The organism is Candidatus Poriferisodalis sp. (assembly GCF_965204125.1).
Classification (GTDB): Bacteria; Actinomycetota; Acidimicrobiia; order Acidimicrobiales; family Poriferisodalaceae; genus Poriferisodalis.
The window spans coordinates 1707459-1727956 of record NZ_OZ241968.1; the positions used below are offsets into that span (position 1 = coordinate 1707459).

Annotated in this window: 20 protein-coding genes; 10 read left to right on the plus strand and 10 right to left on the minus strand. The window is 63.0% G+C overall.

Features of this window, described 5'->3' with window-relative positions:
• The first annotated feature begins 57 nt into the window (after window positions 1-57).
• Both ACOGXD_RS08195 and ACOGXD_RS08200 read left to right on the plus strand, forming a co-directional pair.
• Window positions 58-327 (plus strand): type II toxin-antitoxin system Phd/YefM family antitoxin, encoded by a 270-nt coding sequence (locus ACOGXD_RS08195; RefSeq protein ID WP_419914018.1) that lies wholly within the window; start codon window positions 58-60, stop codon window positions 325-327.
• Window positions 324-608, plus strand: coding sequence for a type II toxin-antitoxin system RelE family toxin (locus tag ACOGXD_RS08200; RefSeq protein WP_419914020.1), 285 nt, complete (start codon window positions 324-326; stop codon window positions 606-608). The genes ACOGXD_RS08195 and ACOGXD_RS08200 overlap by 4 nt, the downstream gene beginning before the upstream one ends.
• A 120-nt stretch (window positions 609-728) precedes the next feature.
• On the opposite strand, the gene ACOGXD_RS08205 is transcribed toward ACOGXD_RS08200, so the two are convergent.
• From ACOGXD_RS08205 to ACOGXD_RS08235, 7 genes are all read right to left on the minus strand, one after another.
• Window positions 729-935 carry a hypothetical protein gene (locus ACOGXD_RS08205; RefSeq protein ID WP_419914022.1) on the minus strand — a complete coding sequence of 69 codons (207 nt, stop codon included), beginning with the start codon at window positions 933-935 and terminating at the stop codon, window positions 729-731.
• Window positions 932-1387, minus strand: coding sequence for a hypothetical protein (locus ACOGXD_RS08210; protein ID WP_419914024.1), 456 nt, complete (start codon window positions 1385-1387; stop codon window positions 932-934). The genes ACOGXD_RS08205 and ACOGXD_RS08210 overlap by 4 nt, the downstream gene beginning before the upstream one ends.
• A 108-nt stretch (window positions 1388-1495) precedes the next feature.
• Window positions 1496-1717: a hypothetical protein gene (locus ACOGXD_RS08215; protein WP_419914026.1), complete on the minus strand. Its 222-nt coding sequence runs from the start codon at window positions 1715-1717 to the stop codon at window positions 1496-1498.
• Window positions 1718-2483: 766 nt separating this feature from the next.
• Window positions 2484-3683, minus strand: a complete 1200-nt coding sequence (locus ACOGXD_RS08220) for a hypothetical protein (protein ID WP_419914028.1) — start codon at window positions 3681-3683, stop codon at window positions 2484-2486.
• Between the two features lie 191 nt (window positions 3684-3874).
• Window positions 3875-4309, minus strand: coding sequence for a hypothetical protein (locus tag ACOGXD_RS08225; RefSeq protein WP_419914030.1), 435 nt, complete (start codon window positions 4307-4309; stop codon window positions 3875-3877).
• A gap of 49 nt (window positions 4310-4358) precedes the next feature.
• Window positions 4359-4802: a DUF7665 family protein gene (locus ACOGXD_RS08230; protein ID WP_419914032.1), complete on the minus strand. Its 444-nt coding sequence runs from the start codon at window positions 4800-4802 to the stop codon at window positions 4359-4361.
• A 35-nt stretch (window positions 4803-4837) separates the two neighbouring features.
• On the minus strand, window positions 4838-5353 hold the full coding sequence (locus ACOGXD_RS08235) for a hypothetical protein (protein WP_419914034.1): 516 nt from the start codon (window positions 5351-5353) through the stop codon (window positions 4838-4840).
• A gap of 131 nt (window positions 5354-5484) precedes the next feature.
• Here ACOGXD_RS08235 and ACOGXD_RS08240 point away from each other — a divergent pair, with 131 nt between their 5' ends.
• The 8 genes from ACOGXD_RS08240 to ACOGXD_RS08275 all read left to right on the plus strand — a co-directional run bounded on the left by ACOGXD_RS08240 (window position 5485) and on the right by ACOGXD_RS08275 (window position 18403).
• Entirely contained in the window at window positions 5485-6690 is a 1206-nt protein-coding gene (locus ACOGXD_RS08240; protein WP_419914036.1) for a helix-turn-helix domain-containing protein, read from the plus strand.
• Window positions 6691-6721: 31 nt separating this feature from the next.
• Window positions 6722-7327 carry a hypothetical protein gene (locus ACOGXD_RS08245; protein WP_419914038.1) on the plus strand — a complete coding sequence of 202 codons (606 nt, stop codon included), beginning with the start codon at window positions 6722-6724 and terminating at the stop codon, window positions 7325-7327.
• 90 nt (window positions 7328-7417) lie between these two features.
• Window positions 7418-8968 carry a type I restriction-modification system subunit M gene (locus tag ACOGXD_RS08250; RefSeq protein ID WP_419917379.1) on the plus strand — a complete coding sequence of 517 codons (1551 nt, stop codon included), beginning with the start codon at window positions 7418-7420 and terminating at the stop codon, window positions 8966-8968.
• Window positions 8965-10224, plus strand: coding sequence for a restriction endonuclease subunit S (locus tag ACOGXD_RS08255; protein ID WP_419914039.1), 1260 nt, complete (start codon window positions 8965-8967; stop codon window positions 10222-10224). The genes ACOGXD_RS08250 and ACOGXD_RS08255 overlap by 4 nt, the downstream gene beginning before the upstream one ends.
• Complete coding sequence (locus ACOGXD_RS08260) at window positions 10221-14024, plus strand: HsdR family type I site-specific deoxyribonuclease (RefSeq protein WP_419914041.1); 3804 nt, start codon at window positions 10221-10223, stop codon at window positions 14022-14024. Before ACOGXD_RS08255 ends, ACOGXD_RS08260 begins: the two co-directional genes overlap by 4 nt.
• 178 nt (window positions 14025-14202) lie before the next feature.
• Complete coding sequence (locus tag ACOGXD_RS08265; protein WP_419914043.1) at window positions 14203-15540, plus strand: IS1380 family transposase; 1338 nt, start codon at window positions 14203-14205, stop codon at window positions 15538-15540.
• A 385-nt stretch (window positions 15541-15925) separates the two neighbouring features.
• The gene (locus ACOGXD_RS08270) at window positions 15926-17473 is read left to right on the plus strand and encodes a reverse transcriptase domain-containing protein (RefSeq protein ID WP_419914045.1); all 1548 of its coding nucleotides are present in this window, start codon (window positions 15926-15928) and stop codon (window positions 17471-17473) included.
• Between the two features lie 138 nt (window positions 17474-17611).
• The gene (locus ACOGXD_RS08275) at window positions 17612-18403 is read left to right on the plus strand and encodes an SRPBCC family protein (RefSeq protein WP_419914047.1); all 792 of its coding nucleotides are present in this window, start codon (window positions 17612-17614) and stop codon (window positions 18401-18403) included.
• Between the two features lie 46 nt (window positions 18404-18449).
• Here ACOGXD_RS08275 and ACOGXD_RS08280 read toward each other — a convergent pair whose 3' ends face one another.
• The 3 genes from ACOGXD_RS08280 to ACOGXD_RS08290 form a co-directional block, all read right to left on the minus strand.
• Window positions 18450-18842, minus strand: coding sequence for a nuclear transport factor 2 family protein (locus ACOGXD_RS08280; RefSeq protein ID WP_419914049.1), 393 nt, complete (start codon window positions 18840-18842; stop codon window positions 18450-18452).
• A 76-nt stretch (window positions 18843-18918) separates the two neighbouring features.
• A complete protein-coding gene (locus ACOGXD_RS08285; protein ID WP_419914051.1) occupies window positions 18919-19977 on the minus strand; it encodes an LLM class flavin-dependent oxidoreductase in 1059 nt (352 codons plus the stop codon).
• A gap of 57 nt (window positions 19978-20034) precedes the next feature.
• Window positions 20035-20418 carry a hypothetical protein gene (locus ACOGXD_RS08290; protein ID WP_419914053.1) on the minus strand — a complete coding sequence of 128 codons (384 nt, stop codon included), beginning with the start codon at window positions 20416-20418 and terminating at the stop codon, window positions 20035-20037.
• Window positions 20419-20498: the final 80 nt, after the last annotated feature.

A 20498-nucleotide genomic window follows, 5' to 3' on the forward strand; every position in this document is an offset into this window, starting at 1 on the left:
AGGGGCTGTCACAAGTCCGGTTGGAGTCTGGTATCTCACCGTGGCACAATTGTGGTCATGACAACTGAATCGCTGCGCACCGTGAAGGACCGCTTCTCGGAATTCGTTGAACGGGTTCACAGCACTCACGAGAGGATCTTCATCACTCGCAACGGCATGTCTGCTGCGGTACTCATGAGTCCCGACGATCTCGAGTCCATTGAGGAAACGCTGGCGATCCTGTCCGACCCCGATGCGATGAAAGAGATCGCTCAGGCGGAACGCGAAATCGCCGAAGGTGACGTCGTGCGCGGCGTGGAGGCTGTCAGGGCGCTTCGGGCGCAGTGAATGCAACGCCGTACGGCATCGTTTTCGCGCGTTCCGCTGCTGCTGCGATCGCTGAACAGCTTCCGGAGTCGGTCGTTTCAGCCGTCCTCGAGCTGATTGCAGGCGACTTGGCGGAAGCGCCGCGTCGAGTCGGAACACCATTGGGTGGTGAGCTCGATGGCCGATGGGCAGCACGCCGCGGTACGTACCAGATCGTGTACCGCATCGACGATGCGCGACGGGAAGTCTTCATACTCCGGGTGGCGCACCGTCGAGATGCCTACAGACGCCTCGACAGCTAGCGGCACCGGTTCTCGATCGCGACAACTCCAGCACCGGGATCGCCTGGTCTCGCGTGATCACAAGCGCAGGCCGGGCCTTCTGGTTCGGCGTTGCAAGCAGCCGCGGTTCGAGCCGAACTGCTACGGCTCGGCCTCGGTCATGGCGATCGAATTGGCCAATGCTGCGGCGTCCTCGTCTGGCCCCTGCGGAACTTGCCGGTACGACTCGGCAATCGCTTCACCTTCGCGTGCGCGCCGAACGCTGTCGGCCTCGACCAGATCGCTTGGCGCGACCCGGTCCGCCCAGCCTTCCAGCGCTGCCGCCCGCTGCGCCCGCGTGCGCTTCATGGCGTGAACCATCCTGTCAGGTGTTTGGGCGCGGCCAGCGTCGGTGAGCGTGGTGGGTCGTCATCTGCGAACGGTGTCAGCCGTGCGAGCCGGGTCACGTCCTGCAGTGCGATGCCGAGCGTGCGCAGCTCGTCGGTTTGGCCCGCGTGCAGTTCGTCCACGGTGACCGCCATGCCTGCGCCTTGCCGGTCGAGGTGCCTTGCGAGCACGCTCAATACGGTGGCGAGGCGTCGAGCGAGGTCGGCACCGGGGTCGTAGGCAGTGCCGATGCCGATGCCGATGCCCGCAGCGGTCAGGTCGCCGCGCACGTCGGCATCGAGCGCTTCCGCGGCACGGTTGAGGTGTTCAGCTGCAGCATGGCCGAGCCGGTCGAGCAGACCGGATGTGACCGCTGCAGCCGAGACCGTCAGCCAGCCGCGCCTGTCGCGCCCCGTCGCGCCAGACTTGTGCAACGACCGGATGCGTGCTGTGCCATCGCTGGTCCTTGGCGTGAGAGACGAGAAAGGCCTGCGCGGAGGCTTCGCCGCGTTCGACAGAGATCAGGAAGCCGGCGTCGAGTATCACAACCCGTAACGCTCAGCCATAGCAGCGACCGCCTCGGCTTCTGGGGGACCGCTTTCGCTGGCCCATTCGGCGAGGAATGCGTCGAAAGCCTCCTTGCGGTCCTCATCCGCCGCCAGCCTCTGCAGCGCTTCTCGGACTGCCGCGGCTCGGCCGCCGAACTTGGGCGCGAGACGGTCCAGCAATTGACCATCCTCGTCGTCGAGCCTCACCTTCGCCATGAACCCGACCCTATTGCGTGTTCATGGCGGCACCAGCATGGTTTTGTGGGTTGGCCTCATTGGGAAGGGGAGCACACGACCTGGCCGGCGGTCGCTGGCGCGCACCCGACCGCGCTTGAGGCCAACGAATTGGTGACCGAGCCGCTGCGACGGTTCCCGAGATCGTCCAAATCCTCGGCCAGCATGTGAGCAACGATGAGCACCGGTGAACGTAGGAGTTGATGGCCTTCCGAATCCCTCGTCGGGACATGGCCAGAGGTTCTTGGCGATAGGCACGTACGCGAGACTCCGCGTCCACGTCGGCGCGCAATCCGAGGCTCTCTCGGGCACGCAGCATGCGATTCTGGGGACAGTCCGAAAGGAAGACTGATGACTAGACGCGCCAAGTCTCGTGAACTCCGACAAGCGGCCGCGCGCCGCCGCCAGGCATTTGGGGGAGGTGCAGGCCGCAGGCCGCGTTGGCCGGGCTCGGGCGATGTACGCGGCCTACCTGCGCCGAACGCCAAGGCGCCGCCGCCACCGCCGTCGCACGAGGCTCCCCGGCGAGAAAACGAGTAGGTCGCGTACGTCCCGCTGTCGCGTTTGTCACTGGTTTCGCCTAACCTGAGGCCATATCCCCCCAGCCGCTTCGGTGGCTGGGTGCAGGGCCCGCTTCGGCGGGCCCTTGCGTTTTCATCGAGGCCGTGACTTTCGAATTCTCGGCCGGGCTGTATTTCAGCACCGGTGGCGATCGGCACTGAGCGGGTACGCGGCCGAAGTGGCCTGCCTACGCAGCCGGAAGTGCGCTTTGGCTGGCGGCGGTATAGCCAGGGTTGATTGGTTGGCTCACGCCCTCCGTGAACGCAGTGAGCTTGGCCCCCGGACTGCGAAGGTCCAGGTTGATCGACGCGTATTGCTGGCCGTCGTGGAGGATCCGCAGCAGATCTGCGACGCTCAGCGCGCCTGCGATGGCACCCACGAACGAGGCCGCAGCCGTAGCACCGGCGAGTTCAATGACGCCGCATTGCGCATCACCGGGCTGCTCGCCTTTGTCGATGCGGCGACTGATTTCGGTTTCATACGCCTCGACGAGCTTGCGCTCCGCTGATTCCGCGTTTGGAAATGCGATTTCTGGCGTGAGCTGCGATGGAAATGCGTAGATGAGCATGTCGAGGTAGCCGGTCGAGCCGGCACCGAGGCCAGAGTCGACCACTCGCCAGAACTTCTCGCCCAGCGCTCGCCGCGGTTCGGGGCTGTCGAATCCGGCGAGTGCCAGCTTCGGCTCCGTTTCATGGGGTATCACGTGTTCGTCGAAGCGCCGTTCGACTAAGCGGGTCCGGTGGCCGAGGGCTTCAAGGCACGTCTGAACCACTCGGGTCTTGGGCCGGCCGACATCGGCCTGGGTGGTCAGCAAACCAGTCGATCGATTGGCCTCAACGACCACGTCGAAGTCAACGAGGAAAACCTTGAGCTCCTTAGGACGCTCATAGGGCAGGCATCCGATGCTCCAGGCATTCGCTTGACCGAGGTGACCTAGACCGAGCAGCCAAATCCCGTTTGGTAAGTACTGAAGTGTTGGCCCCAGTGCCTCAGGCGACCGCCAATCCAGGTCTGGCATCCAGAGCGATAGCCCGACGGTCCGACGACCAGCAACGGGGGAGCCGACCATGTGCTGGAACATCTCTGAGACGCCCAGGGCGCCCGCCACGATGCCTGCAAGGGGGATCGCCGGTTCGCGTGGCTCGGTTCCGGTGGATTCAGTCACACCGCCGCACCAACCGTGCCATGTGAGATCTAGTTGAAGTCTGCGCCGGCGTTGGCGGCACGGAGACGGTGTCGCGATTCGCAACGTCGGTAGGTCTGAGTCCGGCCGGTCCACCACGGTGCCACCGAACTCGTCAATGACGTCGGCCACAGTCCGGCCGCGTGCCCAAGGCAACGTGAGTTCTGGATTGCTGGCGACAGCCACTTCGATGCCGCCGAGCATCGCTCTGTGGCCCGTGTTGAGGGTTGTCAGCAGTGCGGCTTGGGCTGCGAGATCGGCTGCAATGTCAGGACCCACCTCGACTTGGAGTACAAGGTCTCCAAGGCGGCGATAGGCGTCGTTGATGTCGCTGGCCAGATCACCGTCGAGCAGGATCTTGGCCGTTCGACTGAGCTCGTCGCGACCGACCGCGTTCATGTCCATCTCCGAACCGACAGGCGTCGAGCCGCCGCCCGCCCGAACCACGAATCCCATTCGCCGCTTCCGCAGTAACGGTGCACACCGACCTGGCGAGGCCTGACTCGACGGGTCGCAAAGTGAGGCACGATCAAGGCCACGTGCCCGACTTGAGCGATCATCGGACTGTCTTTGTCGATGGAGCTCTGCTGGACGGCGGCGCCGGGATGGGTATGGACATCGGCGATGACGGTGAGCTTCTTCGCCTCGCAGATGTCCCAGAGCTTGCTGAAGGCGTGTCCCTGGATCTCGATGTTGCCGCGCAAGCACATCGGATCCAGATCGTCGAAGTACTCGACATGAGCAACTCGCCGCGAGTCGGGGAGAGGTGCCAGAAGAAAGGCCCCCGCCTCGCGCGTGCCTTGTCCTCGCCGGCCAAGTTCGCGAATCAACGAGCGCCATTGCCACCGCGTCAGAGAGACGAGCGGCCGACGAGCCGAACTAGATGCCCGCGTAGTCATCGGCGTTCAGTAGCTCGTGCACTCGCCCGAGGAGGAAAGCAATGTCACGTCCTGGGTGCCAGACATCCTCGGGGTGTCGGTCGCGCCAAGTCGCGTGCCCCTTAAGCGCCTTGCGGTCCCACGGGGCGTACAGTGCGAGGTCTTCATCCCAGTTGCCGTTGTAGAACACCTTCCCCACCCGGTCGCCCTTCGGCCGTTGAGCCGGGGGAAGAGCGGCGTCGAGGTCGAGGTCCCACGGTGCGGACGTAGGCGCTTGCTGCGGATAGCCCGTGAGGTCAACGCGCAGCCCGAACTCGCTCGGCGAGTTGGGGCGCTCTGCAGCGGACACGGCGAAGATGCCGATCGGCCATTCGAGCTTGACTAGCCGCCAACGGCCGCCGTCGACACCACTCTGGAAGCCAGCGGCTTCCAGAGCAGCACTCATGGCCCGTTCGTCAGGCGCCACGACCATCGACTCCGTCAGCCCTCGAACCGCTTCTTCGGAACGAGATCGAAGTCGACGTCACAGCGGGGACTCGTTGTGAGCGAGCCGATGTGCACTTCAGCGTCGATGAACTCGCTGGTGCCGCGGACAAGCAGAGCATGGCGAGGGATTTCCTGGCTCGGAAGCTTGAATCCGTCTTCTCCCGCGGCCCAGCGATACACCGTCGAGAGTCGTGTCGCCGGGGGGAACTCCTTGTCGAGACTTCGATCGTGGTATCGAACTCGCGCCTTGACGCTGGTACAGCAGCCCCGATGCACGTGACATCGCTCCGTAATGCCGGCGTCCACAAGTGAGATCTCGAGCTCGAGCGGTTCGTCCTGCTCCGCCAGCCAGATCGACTCGTCGGACACCGCCGGGTCGTCAGTCGTCAGCAGGTCTCGCACGTGACCGTCGCGGTTCACCGGCAGCAACTGCAGGTCCGGTGTGCCCTCGGTGTGGACGTAGACCTCGATGACGTTCTCGTCGGTTTCGGGGTTCAGGGAAGTAGTCATAGCCGTCTCCTGTTATGTTCCTGGGCTTCCTACTAGTTCTAGTGTAACAGCAGAATGGAATAGTTGCGGCATGAACCAACACGTAGCAGAATGCGTAACAGACCCACCGCAGGGGAACGAGGGGAGACGCCATGAGCCAGCTGGGTGAGGCGCTCGCGCGCGCTCGCACGAGCGCCCGCTACTCGCAGGACGATGTGGGGGCAGCCTTAGGCATCAACCGGGCCATGGTGTCGTACTGGGAGTCCGGCACGCGAACCCCGAACGATCGACAGCTCAGCGCGCTGGCCCGGTTGTATGGCGTCGAGCTGCTCGACGTCTTGGAAGGCCGCGAGCTCCGGCCAAGAGCCGATGATCTCGTGAATCTGCTGCTGCGTGCAGAGGACGGCGTCGACGAGGGGGCCACACCAGGCATCCGCGAGTTCGTTCAGTTCCTCGACCGGTTCGCTGAGTTGGCGAGCAGCTTGGACGAACCCATCCGGGGCCTCAGGCAAAGCCCGTTTGTGTTTCGGCACAAGTTCACCCAGAAGGACGACATTCGCCGCAAGGCCGAGGAAGTCCGCGCGCATCTTGGCCTCGGTTCCGGTCCAATCTCGGATCTTGACCCGGTCTGCGAGACGCTGGGTGTGACCTTGTACCGGGCACCACTCGGGTCCGATCTCAGCCGTGCGCCTTCAGGAGCGTTCCTGAGTCACCCCGAAGTCGGATTCGCGATTCTGGTGAACCTCGACATGACGCCAGGCCGACGGCGATTCACGGTCGCGCATGAGTTGGCCCACGCCCTGTTTCACAGCAACGAAACCACGCGTGTGCTCTCGCACGGCAAGGGGTCGCGGGAGAGCTTTGCAAACCGCTTCGCAGGTGAGTTTCTGATGCCGAGCGAGGGCATCCGCCGCTTTGCTGAGGAGGTCGGACTTCCACCCCGCATCGTTGACCCGGTCGACATCATTCACATGCAGCGCTACTTCAAGGTTTCATGGCCGACGGCGCTCGTACGGCTCCGTCAAATGAAGTGGCTGGCGCCAGAGACGTACACCGAGCTCCGAGAGTCAGTGCGCCCCGTTTCGCTGGCGCGAGCGCTTGGCTACACAATTCATCCTGAGGAAGACGCGCAAGATTCGGAGCGTTGGCGCATCCAGCGCTTCCCGATGTCCTTCAGACGGATGCTGCGGCGAGCGGTCGTGGCAGACCTGATGTCCGCGCCAACGGCCGCCTCGTTCGCCGGTCTCGCAGTTCCGGACGTAGTCCAGATCCTTGGCCAACCGCTCGGTGGTGCTGAGCAAGAAGCGTCGCATCTTGAGGCAGAGTTCGACGAGTTCGAGGTGACAGGCGTTGTCTGACGGCTCCCACATCATCGACACGGTTGTGCTGATGTACTTCCTGCTCGTTGGGCAGGAAGGGTTGCTCGGCGATCTCCTCGGTAGGCCGCTGCAAGTTCCAGTGGCGGTCTACGACCCCGCTGATCGAGCGCGTTCGGATGAGCCGGCACCGCGACCCGAGTTGCTGTCCGAGATGCGGCAGGCCTTGGGGCACTACGAGACGGCGGCCACGTTGGCCGAGGAATCGGAATCCCCGGACCATGCGATCGAGTTGTTGACCAAAATCAGACTCGTCGATCAGCTATACGACGAATCTGGCCTCGTACCGGTCGAAATGACTCATGTGGAGCAGCTGTTGGCCGCCCGACTTCAGGGCAGTCACGTCAGCACATACGGGCTCAAGTTCGGGCTTGGACCTGGCGAGGCAGCCTGTGTAGCGATCTCGTTGGAGCGCGGTTGGACGATTGTGACCGATGACGCCGACGCGCTCCAGGTTCTCGACCAAGAGCACGGAGGTCGGACCTATCCCTACGAGCGCATCCGCAAACTGCTCATTCGTGCCGCTGATGAGGGACGTATCACGCGTGAGGAGGCGAACCGACTCCACGCGGAGATGCGTTCACTCGGGTTCTGGGACAGCGGTCAGCCTTTCGAGTGAGCCTCACGTCGCAACGGAACATGGGCCAGTCGGGCTTCGCCGCAACTCGGCTCCGCCGTGGCGGCAAGAATGTGGCGGTTCGTCGGAGGGATGGGTGTGGCGACAGATCTTGGTGAACTGCAGAGCAAGCTCTGGGAGACAGCCGACCAGCTGCGAGCCAACTCGGAGCTGAAGTCGTCCGAGTACGCATCGCCCGTGCTGGGACTCATCTTCCTCAGGTACGCCGATCAGCGATTCGCCGCAGCCACCGAACAGGTGGGCGAGGGCAGCGAGCGTCGGAAGATCGGCCCCGACGACTACAAGGCCATCGGAGCGCTGTACCTGCCGGAGGAGTCCCGCTTCGAGCGGTTGCTGAACCTGCCGGAAGGCGCTGATCTCGGCAAGGCGATCAACAAGGCCATGGAGGCGGTCGAAGAGCACAATCAGGACCTCCGCGGTGTACTGCCGAAGGACTACTCCCGCATCCCCGACGACATCCTCAGCGAGCTGCTGCGACTCCTGCAGTCGTTGCCGGATGCCATCGAGGGGGACGGGTTCGGACTGATCTACGAGTACTTCCTGGGCAAGTTCGCCCTTGCCGAAGGGCGCGGCGGCGGCGAGTTCTTCACGCCGACCTCGATCGTGCGCCTCATCGTCGAGATCCTCGAGCCGTTCCACGGGAAGATCTACGACCCCGCCTGCGGCTCGGGCGGCATGTTTGTGCAGTCAGCCCACTTTGTGGAACGGCATCGCGACAAGTCGAGCCACACGCTCTCGATTTATGGCCAAGAGCGGGTTGGTGACACGGTCCGGCTTGCCAAGATGAACCTTGCCGTCCACGGTTTAGGCGGTGATATCCGGCAGGGAAACACCTACTACGAGGATCTGCACGACTCGTTCGGGCAGTTCGATTTCGTTATGGCCAACCCGCCGTTCAACGTCAATGGGGTTGACAAGGTCAAACTCGAAGATGACGATCGATTCCCCTTCGGCTTGCCGTCGGCCGACAACGCCAACTTTCTGTGGATCCAGACGTTTTATTCGGCCCTCAGTGGAACTGGACGGGCTGGCTTCGTCATGGCCAACTCTGCCTCTGATGCCCGGGGCAGCGAGCTTGAGATCCGCCGCAAGCTGATTGAAGACCGCTGCGTCGATGTGATCATATCCGTTGGAACGAACATGTTCTACACCGTGACGTTGCCGGTCACGCTGTGGTTTCTTGACCGTGGGAAGCGAGGCACCGAACGCGAGAACAAGGTGCTTTTCATTGACGCCAAGAAGGTCTACAACCAAGTCGATCGCGCCCACCGCGACTGGACCTCGCAGCAGATCGAGTTTCTGGCGAACATCGTCCGACTCTGGCGTGGGGGAGATCCTGAATTTGAAGAAGGCAGTCGAGAACTTATCGAAGCCTCCTTTCCGAAGCTTGAATATCACGACGTTGAGGGGTTATGTGGCCAAGCCGACCTTGAGACGGTGGTCAGGCAACATTGGAGTTTGAACCCCGGCCGTTATGTAGGATTCACGAGGCACCGCGTCGACGATGTTGAATTCATGGCAAGGCTAGAGTTGTTGGAGGAGCATTTTGCAGACCTTACGGCTCAAGCTGAGATCTTGTCAGGGCGCACTCAGTCAGTAGTAAACGAGGTGCTGAGGGGGTGAGCTGGTCAACCAAGACTCTTGGCGAGATCGCCGACGAGTGCGGTGGGGAGGTTCGAACGGGGCCTTTCGGGTCCCAGCTCCACAAGTGCGATTATGTTGATGATCTAGGTGCCACGCCCGTGGTGATGCCCAAAGATATGGCGGACGGGAAGATTGACATTTCATCAATTGCCCGCATTGATGAGCCGACGGTTGAGCGCCTCAATTCTCACATTCTCTGTGAGGAAGATATTGTGCTCGGTCGCCGTGGGGACATAGGGCGGAGGGCATGGGTCGGCGCCGACGAGGCTGGTTGGCTTTGCGGCACAGGCTCGATGCGTATCTCGGTAGGCAATGGGCGGGATCTCCTTCCACGCTTTCTGTATTACTACTTGGAATCGCCGCTGGCAATTGAGTGGCTGAAGGGCCATTCAGTCGGAGCCACAATGTCCAATCTCAGCGCGGGAGTCGTGCGACAGCTGCCAGTGACGTTTCCATCGATCTCCACCCAAATGGAGATCATCGATGCACTGGATTCGTTCGAAGCGCTGGTCGAGAACAATCGGAGGCGGATTGAGACTTTGGACGAGATGGCGAGGCTGCTATACCAAGAGTGGTTTGTGCATCTCCGATTTCCCAGCCATGAGGCTGTCGAACTCGTCGATTCCAATCTCGGACCAATTCCTGGAGATTGGTCGGTGGCTACACTGGGCGACGTATGCTCGTTAGTGATGGGACAATCACCCAGGTCCGAATACTACAATGACACAGGCGAAGGATTGCCGTTTCATCAGGGGGTCAGCAATTTTGGCAAGTATTTTCCTACGCATGTGAAATGGACGACAGTAGACAAGAGAGTTGCCGAACCGGGAGACATATTGTTCAGTGTTCGGGCACCGGTAGGTCGCATCAACCTAGCATCAGATCGCCTCGTTGTGGGTCGCGGCTTATGCGCGATTCGGGCCTTAGATGGTAACCAAGGCTTCTTGCTTCAGCAGTTGAAGGATACGTTTGTAACTGAGGACATGATCGGAGGTGGCACAATCTTCAATTCAGTGACAAAGAAGGATATGGAGTCGATCACACTCTTGATTCCGAGTGAGCGAGTCGCTAGAGACTTCGAATCGGCGGTGTTGCCGATGGCTGAATTGATCAAGCATCTAACCCAAGTGAATACCGTTGCGCGTGACACCCGAGATCTCCTGCTGCCTCGTTTGGTCTCCGGCGAGTTGGATGTTTTGGGCCCTGACTCGGAGTCGGAGGCCATGGTGGCGTGAACCCATCCAGTTTGACCGAGGATGAGCTGGTCGAGCAGCCAGCGCTTCGGCTTCTGGCGCAACTCGGATGGGATGTCGTCTCGGGTTTTGATGAAGCGCTAGGCCCCATCGGCACCCTCGGCCGAGATTCGCAATCGGAACCTGTCCTCACCCATCGACTTCGAGATGCTCTACGTGGGCTAAACCCGGGGCTCGACGACACCGTCCTTGGCGAAGCGATCGATCAGCTCGTTCAAGACCGGTCCGCGATGGATCGCGTGAGGGCTAATCGGGAGGTGTACGAACTGATCCGCGACGGCGCGAAGGTCGAGATGACCGGCGGCGGCGGTACCCAGCAGACCACCACCGTCCGTTTCATTGCATGGGACCATGCGGACTCCAACGACTGGCTCGCCGTCTCGCAGTTCTGGATTGCCGGCGACATGTACAAGCGGCGCGCCGACATCGTGCTGTTCGTCAACGGCATCCCGCTCGTGCTCATCGAGCTCAAGGTGTCGCACAAGAACGTCCACGACGCCTACGAGGCCAACCTGCGCGACTACCGCGACACGGCGCCTCATCTGTTCTGGTTCAACGCCTTCGTCATGCTCTCGAACGGTGCCGACACGCGGGTCGGATCCACCTACGCCCCATGGGGGCACTTCGCGGAATGGAAACGCATCGACTCCGAAGGCGAACAAGGCATCGTGTCGCTGGAAACAGCGCTGCGGGGCACCTGCGACCGATATCGGACGCTGGACCTCGTCGAGAACTTCATCGCCTACACCGAGCGGCCTGGTGGCCTGGTGAAGGCGCTCGCCAAGAACCACCAGTACCTCGGGGTGAACAACTCGCTGGAAGCCCTGCAGCAACTGCAGCAGCGGGAAGGCCGGCTCGGCGTGTTCTGGCACACGCAGGGTTCGGGAAAGTCGCTGTCGATGCTGTGGTTCACCCAGAAGGTGCTCCGCAGGGAACCCGGCAACTGGACATTCGTGCTTGTGACCGACCGCAAAGAGCTCGATGAGCAGCTCTACGAGCAATTTGCCGACTCGGGCGTCATCACCGCTGGTCAGGAAGTCCACGCCGAATCGTCGGCCGACCTGCGGGACCTGCTGGGCCAGGACCACCGCTACGTGTTCACGCTGATCCACAAGTTCATCCCGCCTGAGAAGGGCCAACCGATGCCGGTGCTGTCCGAGCGCGACGACATCGTGGTCATCACCGACGAGGCTCACCGCACCCAGTACGACACGCTGGCCGCCAGCATGCGTCTGGCGCTGCCCAACGCCTCCTACCTCGGATTCACCGGCACGCCGCTGATCGTCGGCGAGGAAGAAACACGTCGCGTCTTCGGCGACTACGTGTCGATCTACAACTTCCGGGATTCGATCGCCGATGGCGCCACCGTCCCGCTCTACTACGAGAACCGCACTCCCGAGCTGCAGCTCACCAACGACGATTTCGACGACGAACTCGAAGACCTGCTCGAAGAGGCGGAGCTGGACGACGCCCAGGAGCGAGCTGTCGCCCGCCGCTTCTCCCAGCAGTACGAGCTGATCACCCGGCCGCAGCGTCTGGAAGAGGTCGCCGCCGATCTGGTTCACCACTTCGTCAACCGCGGGTTCAGAGGCAAGGCCATGTACGTGGCCATCGACAAGGCCACCGCCGTGCACATGTTCGACCTGGTTGAAGCCGAATGGGCCCGCTACCGGGCTGAGCTTGAGGCGAAGCTGGCCGACACGCCCGAGGTGGAACGGCCACACCTGGAGTCGCTGATCGAGTTCATGCGCACGACCGACATGGCAGTGGTGGTGTCCCAGGCGCAGAACGAAGTAGCGGACATGGCCGACGCCGGACTCGACATCGCAAAGCACCGCAAGCGGATAGTCGAAGAGGATCTCGATTCCAAGTTCAAGGACCCCGACGATCCGTTCAGGCTGGTGTTTGTCTGCGCAATGTGGCTGACCGGCTTCGATTCGCCGTCAACGTCGACGGTGTACCTCGACAAGCCAATGCGCAACCACGTGCTGATGCAGACCATCGCGCGGGCCAACCGGGTATTCGGCGACAAGGACAACGGCCTCATCGTCGACTATGTGGGCGTGTTCCGGAACCTGGAGCGTGCCCTTGCGATCTATGCAGCGGAACGGCCAGGCACCGACGGTGACGACGCCGGAAGGGAAGTTGACTCACCGATTCGTCCCAAGGACGAGCTGATCACCGAACTCGAAGCCGCACTCGCCGAGACCGTTGATTTCTGCGACGCCAACGACATCGACCTCCACGATCTGGAGTCGGCGCAAGGGTTCGAGTTCATCGCGCTGCAGAAATCCGCTGTCGAGGCGCTGCTGGTCGACGAGGAGACCCGGCGTCACTACGTCGCCTTGGCGCGACGGGTGCGCAAGGCGTTCAAGTCGCTGTTGCCCGACCCCGAGGCGATGGCCGTGACGCACCGAGTGGCGGTGATTCGCTCGATCGCATCGAAGATCGAGTCGTCGTCGGAGGCGCCTGACATCAGCGAGGTGATGGACTCGGTCTCGGATCTGCTCGACCGGTCGGTGGGCGCTAAGGAGTACATCATCCGGTCGGCCGGGGGCGCTGACCCGCTGATCGACCTGAGCCAGCTGGACTTCGATCAGCTTGCGTTCCAGTTCGCAGCCAACAAGCGCACCGTCGCCAAGGCCATCGAGCAAGACCTCGAACAGCGCCTCGAAAATGCGGTGCGGAAGAACCCGGTGCGCCTCGATCTTGCCGAGCGGTTCCGGCAGTTGATCGACGACTACAACGCCGGCACCCACAACCTCGAAGAGTTCCTCCGCCGGCTCAAGGCCATCAACGACGAACTCACCGAGGAAGAACAGCGGGCTGTCCGGGAAGACATGAGCGAGGCTGAACTAGCGATCTTCGACCTGCTCACCAAGCCCGAACCGGAGCTGGCCGAGGCCGATGCCCGCAAGGTCAAGGGCGCGGCGAAGCTGCTGCTGGAGCGCATCGAGGACAAGCTCGTTCTCGACTGGAAGAAGCGGCAACAAACCCGCGCGGCCGTCAAGGTCGCGATCAGCAGCGTCCTCGACCAAGAGCTGCCTGAGGCCTATGGCCCCGAATTGTTCGACCGCAAGGTCGGCAACATCTACGACCACATCTACGCCAGCTACTTCGACGATCACGGAAGTGTGTACGACGCTCCCGAGACCGCAGCTGGCCCAACCACAGCCGTGGCCGCACTGCCGACCGCCGCCGACGAAGTCAGCAACGAGCTAGTTGAACTGGCCGGCATCGATCCGGAGGTCCGAGCGCTGCTCATGGAGCAGTTGCTCGGCGCGCACGCCACATGGGCACGCCCAACCGAAGAACTGCTCAGCGGCGAGACACGAGAGGTGGAGTACAAACAGACGGCCAGGTGGAACGTTCGGGAACAGCGCAAGGATCGGGCTATGGAAGAGGTGATCGTCAAGACCGTCGCCGGAATGCTGAACGACCATGGCGGCACGCTGCTCATCGGCGTGACCGACGACGGCGAGCCCGTCGGACTCGACGACGATTACGCCCAGGTCAAGCCCCCGAATGCAGACGGCTTCGTGAACTGGCTCGACACCCTGTTCGACAACCGCCTAGGCCACGCCGGCGCCAACCGCCTCACCGTTCGCATGGACCGGGTCGCCGGCCACGACATCTGCCGCATCGACGTTCCCGCCAGCTCCCGCCCAATCTGGGTCAAGAACCCAAAGGGCTCAGCCACCCTCTACCAACGCCGCAACAACTCCACCCGTGCCATCCCCGCCGACGAGATCGACGCCTTCCTCACTGATCGCTTTGATTAGGACGGCGACACAGCTAGCGTCTCTCTTGGTGTAGCCCCCTAGCCCTGATTATTCATGAGAATTGGGGTGGCGGGGTTTTCGCGTCCGCGGAAAAGCCTTTCTGACCTGCGACGATGTGTGTTGTCGAGGCACACATTGTGCGGATCGGAAAGGCATCTCCGAGGTGAAGCTTAGAAGCGTGTCCAATGCGGTGCTGACATCTGGCGGGGACCGGGCAGTGTCGGGCGTGGGGCTGTTCGTTCTGGGCGGCTTCGCGGACCGGGTGGGGCTGGCGGGGGAGCTGTCGGGGGCGCTGGTGCCGCGCGGGGAGCGGGCGCCGGTCCATGACCGGGGGGTGCTGTTGACGCATCTGTGCTTGGCGCTGGCGGGCGGCGGGGAGGCGTGCAGCGACATCGAGCATCTGCGCGCGCAGCCGGAGCTGTTCGGGCCGGTGGCGTCGGACTCGACGCTGTGGCGTGCGCTCAGCGGTGTCGGCGACGAGGAGCTCGACGGGCTGTGGCAGGCGGCGGGGGCGGTGCGCGAGCGGGTGTGGCCTCAGACGCCGGCGACGGGGCCGCTGGTGGTGGACATCGACTCGACGCTGGTCGAGGTGCACTCGGAGAACAAGCAAGGCGCGGCGCCGCACTACAAGGGCGGCTATGGGTTCCACCCGATGGTGTGCTCCACCGACGAGGGGGAGCCGCTGTGGGGGATGCTGCGATCGGGCAACGCGGCGGCGAACAGCATCGCCGATCACCTGCACGTGCTCGACCGTGCGATCTCGATGCTGCCCGAGTCCGACGCTGCGGGCCACCGCGCCGGCGACCCCAAGGACCTGGTGCGGCGGCGGCTGCTGGTGCGCATCGACGCGGCGGGATGCTCGGCGCGCATCGCCTTGGGGTGCAGGGACCGAAACGTCGGCTTCGCAGTCACCGCGCGCGCCACCGACGGCATCGACGCAGCGATAGCCGCCGCCCGCCTCGACCACGACATGTGGGTCCCTGCGGCGCCGAACCCCAAGCACGCCCGCAAGCCCAACCGGACCCAGGTCGCCGAGCTCACCGAGCTCGTGGACCTGACCGAGTGGCCCGAGGGGACTCGGCTGATCGTCCGACGCGAGCCGCTCCACGCCGGCGCCCGGCGCAGCCTGTTCCCCTCAGAGACCTTCCGCTACTGGGGATTCCTCACCGACGCGCCCGGCAGCCCCGCCCATGTCGACACGCTCATGCGCCACCACGCCCACGTCGAGAACAGCATCGAACGGCTCAAAGACTCCGGCCTGGCACGAATGCCGTTCGCCGCCTGGAACGCCAACCGCGCCTGGACCGCCATGTGCCTCATCTCGCTCGCGCTCGTGACATGGTTCCAGACACACCAGCTCACCGGCGCTCTCGCCAAAGCAGCACCCAAACGGCTCCGATGGCAACTGTGGCACCTGCCCGGCATCGTGTGCCGCCGAGCCCGCCGCACCCTCATACGCATTCCCACGCGGCTTCCCGGCGCCCGAGCGCTCCTCGCGGCCCAGCACCCCCGCTGAACCCCCACGCCCCCCAACACGGCCACCGCCCGCGCCCGCAGCCCCACCCCACACGCACCCACAACCGCCGAACGCACCCACAACCGCCCCAACCACCCGCCACCGACACAGCCAACACCGCATCGCCCCCGCCGACCCTCAAACCGACGCCGAAAACCGGCCCCAACGCCCCCAACCCGCGCCCTCATGAATAGTCAGGGCTAGGGGGGTAGGCCACCGGAGACTTGCCAGACCGCGCCCGGGTTGATCGCCCTGCGGTTTGTACTGGATTCCGTATCGTCCGGTACGGCTTCCGCGTGACAGCGTTGTTTCCCTTCCGGAATCTTCGGAGGCCGCTAGGCCCGGCCCGCTATTGGGCCGGGCCTCACCGACGAGAAAGAGAGCGATGCGAGTCGAGAGAGAAATACGTCAAGAGGCTCAACGGCTTATTGTGCGCCACGAGACAAAAGGGCGTCTTCTGGCGGAGGAGAACGTCCGCCGCGCGCGGCGGACAACTAACCCCAGCGAGCCTCTCAGACTTCTGCGACCACCTCAATGGAGTCTCCACGAGGGATTCGATCCGTATCTGACACGAGCCCGGGCGTCTCGGATCGCCCACAGCATCCGCGGTCGGCTCGCAAGCCGTCAGTATGAGCCCAGATGTCCGGTTCTCCTGCCAATCCCCAAAGATGCGAATGAGGATCGTTATGTGTGCGTATATCAGGTCGCAGATGGGGCAGTCTCGAAAATGCTGTTTGAAGGATTACTCAAGAAGAACCTACCGATCATAAGCGCACGAGCCTACGCCTACCGCAAAGACGTCTCAGCGCAGAACGCAATTCAGTACGTCAAGTCAGAGTTCGCTGGCCGAAAGCGCTTATTCGTGGCCGAGTATGACTTTCGGCGATACTTCGACATGATTGATCACGAGCACATCCGCAAGACTCTGAAGGCACACTTCCTTCTAACCGAAGTTGAGCGTTCAGCGATAGAAGGTTTCTTGCGTGTAGCGCCGCGTGGCCAAGATAACTATGCGCTGGCCAGTGCTGAGATTCGCGATCGTGGCGTTCCACAGGGTACGTCGATCTCTCTCTTCCTTGCCAACGTGGCAGCTTGGAATCTCGATCGTGAACTCGAACAATGTGGCGTTGGATTTGTTCGATACGCCGACGACACGCTGATGTGGTCAAAGGACTACGGCCGAATATGTCACGCAGTAGACATACTGCAAGAGCAGGCAGCGGCAATCGGAGTTGACATTAACTCCGCCAAGTCTCCAGGGATTCGACTCCTTGCAGACGCGGAAGCCCATGTTGAAATGGAGGGTACCGATTGTATCGACTACCTTGGCTACCGCTTGGGCCTCAGCGGTGCGACGATGAAAGAGTCTGCGACCTCAAGGATCAAGAAACGAATCAGTGACCTCATCTATTGGAACTTGATACACGAGCCTGCCAACTCGACGCAGAATCCTGCCCGCCTATCTCGAAATGTCGACCGTGATTACGTGACGCTCATTTGGCGGATCCGACGTTTCTTGTATGGCGATTTGTCTGAGAAGGCAGTGCGGCGCTATCAACAAGGTGATGCTCCACTTAGGCGCTTTCGCGGAATAATGTCTGCCTATCCGCTAATCGACGATCTCGCGCATCTGGATGAGCTCGACAATTGGATATTGGATCAGTTATATCTTGCGGTCAGAAAGAGAAGTTCCCTGCTGCGCGCTCAGGGGCTCGGTCCGCGGTTGCCATCGCCGCACGGGCATTCTCGAAATGCACTACGGAACCTAGAGGTAGTTGGTTCGACAAGCGGGCAGACCATTAGTCTTGTTGTTCCAAGCGTTCAACGCATCGCGCGCATAATTCGCTCTGCAACGAAGCAGTACGGCCCGAGCGTAGTTGGCAAGAGTGATCCGTACGGGCGCTTGCCAAATGCGGTATATCCCTTGTGGTGATGGCGGCTTAGCGATGCGGGCCATAAGCTGAACGGTCCACAGACTAATGATCGAAGGTCGCTTTACCTGTTTGCGTCCTAGGTAGTGTCCGTAGCAGCGCGTCGAGACTCCGTGCAGCGCAGTGGAATCTGCACGTAGATGAGGCAAGCTGTGGGCATGGCGGATTCGGGACGAGTTATTGATTTGTCGGTCGAGGTGATCGGCGACGTTGAGACGGTGTGGCGAGCGGTGGCGACCGGGCCGGGGATCTCGGCTTGGTATGTGCCCCACACTGTCGAGGAGCGCGCTGGGGGAGCGGGCGTGGCTTCGTTCGGCCCCGAGCCTGAGATGCAGATCGAAGGCCGAGTTGCGGTTTGGGAGCCGCCGCACCGGGTGATATTCGACGGGGGCGAGGCTGTCGAGGGACTGTCGTTCGAGTGGACCGTCGAGCCGCATGACGACAACACCTGCGCTGTGCGGCTGCACAATGCTGGCTTCGGCGACGATGACTCGCAGTACGACGCCATGGTGGACGGCTGGAAGCTGTTCATGTCGAACCTGCAGCTCCACCTCGAGTACTTCGCCGGCCAGACGGCCACCTCTGCGCTGCCGATGGTGATGTGGCCGGTCACGCCCGAGCAGGGCTGGGAGATCCTCGCCGGCGGGCTCGGCATCGGCCAGATGCCCAGCGTCGGCGACCGGCTCGACGTGGCCGCCGACGACGACACGAAGATGGGCGGCACGGTCGTCGGCACCGGGCCACGCCGCATCAGCCTGCTGCTGGACACTCCCGCACCGGGCACCGGATTCCTGACGTCCGAGGACGGGGGCGGCTTCACGATGGTCTCGGTGTGGCTGTACCTCTACGGTCCTGAGGGCGCAGCCGCCGCCGAGCGCGACGACGCCCGCTGGCGCGCCTGGCTCGACAGCCACGCTCCCGCGACCGACTGACGTCTCGACTGTCTTCCCGCTGGCCCGAAACAGGGCCTGCGACAACTCAGTCGGGGTACACCTGCGTGCGGCGGCGCTTCAGCATGCGGTCCTGCACACGCCAGCCATCCGGCGTCTTCACCACGAGGTCGTGATACGAGGCGGTGCCGACCTTGCCGCCCCCGAGCAGCGCCAGGATGCGGAACTTCAGCTCCACGCCGTCCGCGGTTTCGTTCACGTAGATGTTGGTCATGGTGTGCGTGCGCGGATGCTCGGCCTCATCGGCCATGAAGTCGCGGATCGCGGTCAGGCCCTCGAGCCGCGGCGCCCCCAGATCGGTTAGGTCGAACACTGCATCGTCGGTGAAGATCGTCCCCAGCCGGTCCCAATCGCGGTCGTCGATGATGTCGCCGTAGCGCCCCGGCAGCTCGTGCAATTCCAGACGGTCAGCAATGTCCATGCCGGGACCATAGGCCACTCGACGCAAGCGTTCCCCGGCGAATCCGGCCTGAGGCCGAGATTGCGGGACCAGACCGTCAGCGTGAGAGGTTGGCGCGCACTCTGGGGATCACGTCGCTGGCCATGCGCTCCAGCGAGGCGTTCATCACCGACGGCGGCAGGCCGGGCGGGCCGCCCCAGGTGACGAGGTCGGTGACGTCGTGGTCGCGGATCATGGCGGTCAGCTCGGCGACGCAGTGGTCGGCGTCGCCGACGGTCCACACCAGCGGGTTCAGCGGATCGGGCTGGCGCGGACCGGTGCGGGCAGCACGCTCGCGGGCCGTCTGCTTGTGGTCGGCGCTGGCCTTGATGATGCCGACATAGACATCGCGGCGGTACTTCTCGGCGGCAGCCACTGCCTCCCAGACGGGATCGTCGGCTCGGTCGGAGCCGTCGGTCACATAGACGCCACGGATGATCCCCACGCGCTTGTCGCTGGGGTCGCGGCCGTCAGCAGCCAGCGCTTCCTTCCACGGGTCCAGCACGGCAGCCTTCGGCCCTTGGGGCAGCAGGTTCGTATCGAAGCGTGCAGCTCGCAGCGCCCCGGCCTTGCTCGTAGCCGCCACCCACAGCGGCGGCCCGCCGGGCTGTACCGGATCGGGCGTAACCCGCAGGTCCCGGTACCTGTACCGCTTGCCCTCATAGCTGAATGGCTCGCCAGACCATGCCAGCCGGACGATCTCGATGGCCTCCTCGGTCAGCGACACCCGCCGGCTGAGCGGCAGCCCGAATCCGGCGAACTCATGCGCGGCATAACCCATGCCGATGCCCAACTCCATGCGGCCATCGGAGATGTTGTCGAGCACGGCCAGATCCTCGGCCAGCCGCACCGGGTCTCGGAATGGCATCAGGCAGATGTCGGTGGAGAACCGGATGCTGCTGGTGAGCGCCGCTGCCGCACCCGCCACCGGCACGAAATTCGGCAGGTAGCCGTCGGCCATGAAGTGGTGCTCGGTGAACCAGCACAGCTCCATGCCGAGCTGCTCGGCCAGCACCACCTGCTCGAACGTCTCGGCGTACACCTGCGGCATGGTCACGTCGCTGCCCGGCGGGCAGCGGAAGTCGTGCACGATCCCGAATCTGAGCGATTGCGCCATGCCGTGCTCCCTGCTCAGCAATGGGACGCTAGTTGGACAATGCGACGAGCCGACCGGCTAGAGAGCGTCGAGAAGGTCGTTCGCCAAGGCGACCATCGATGACGCGATGACATCGGGGTTTTCGAGGTCGCCGACCGCGCGCACCGCCATGCTCACGCCGAGGCTGTCTGAACTGCCGAAGAGCAATGGCATCTGCGCAATTGCTTCGTCAGTGACATCTCGGCTCAATTCATCCTGACGCAACCGAACCAGACGCGCACACAGCTCGTCAGTCGAGACGCACTGCAGCAGTCGGAGTACATCCAGCGCATCTTTGCCAATCAGCCGGTCAGGAGTCGAGGATCGGTCAGCGATCTTGTGGATCTTGGCGACAAGAAGAGCACCCGGTCCGGCGACGTTCATCTCGATCGAGCGATCATCCCCAGGCTCGAGAGCGCTCACTGTCATGGACTCTCGATCGACGAATGCCGCTTCGAGACCCTTGGCGCGTCGCGCGGTGCGTCGTCCGTGAACACCCAAGT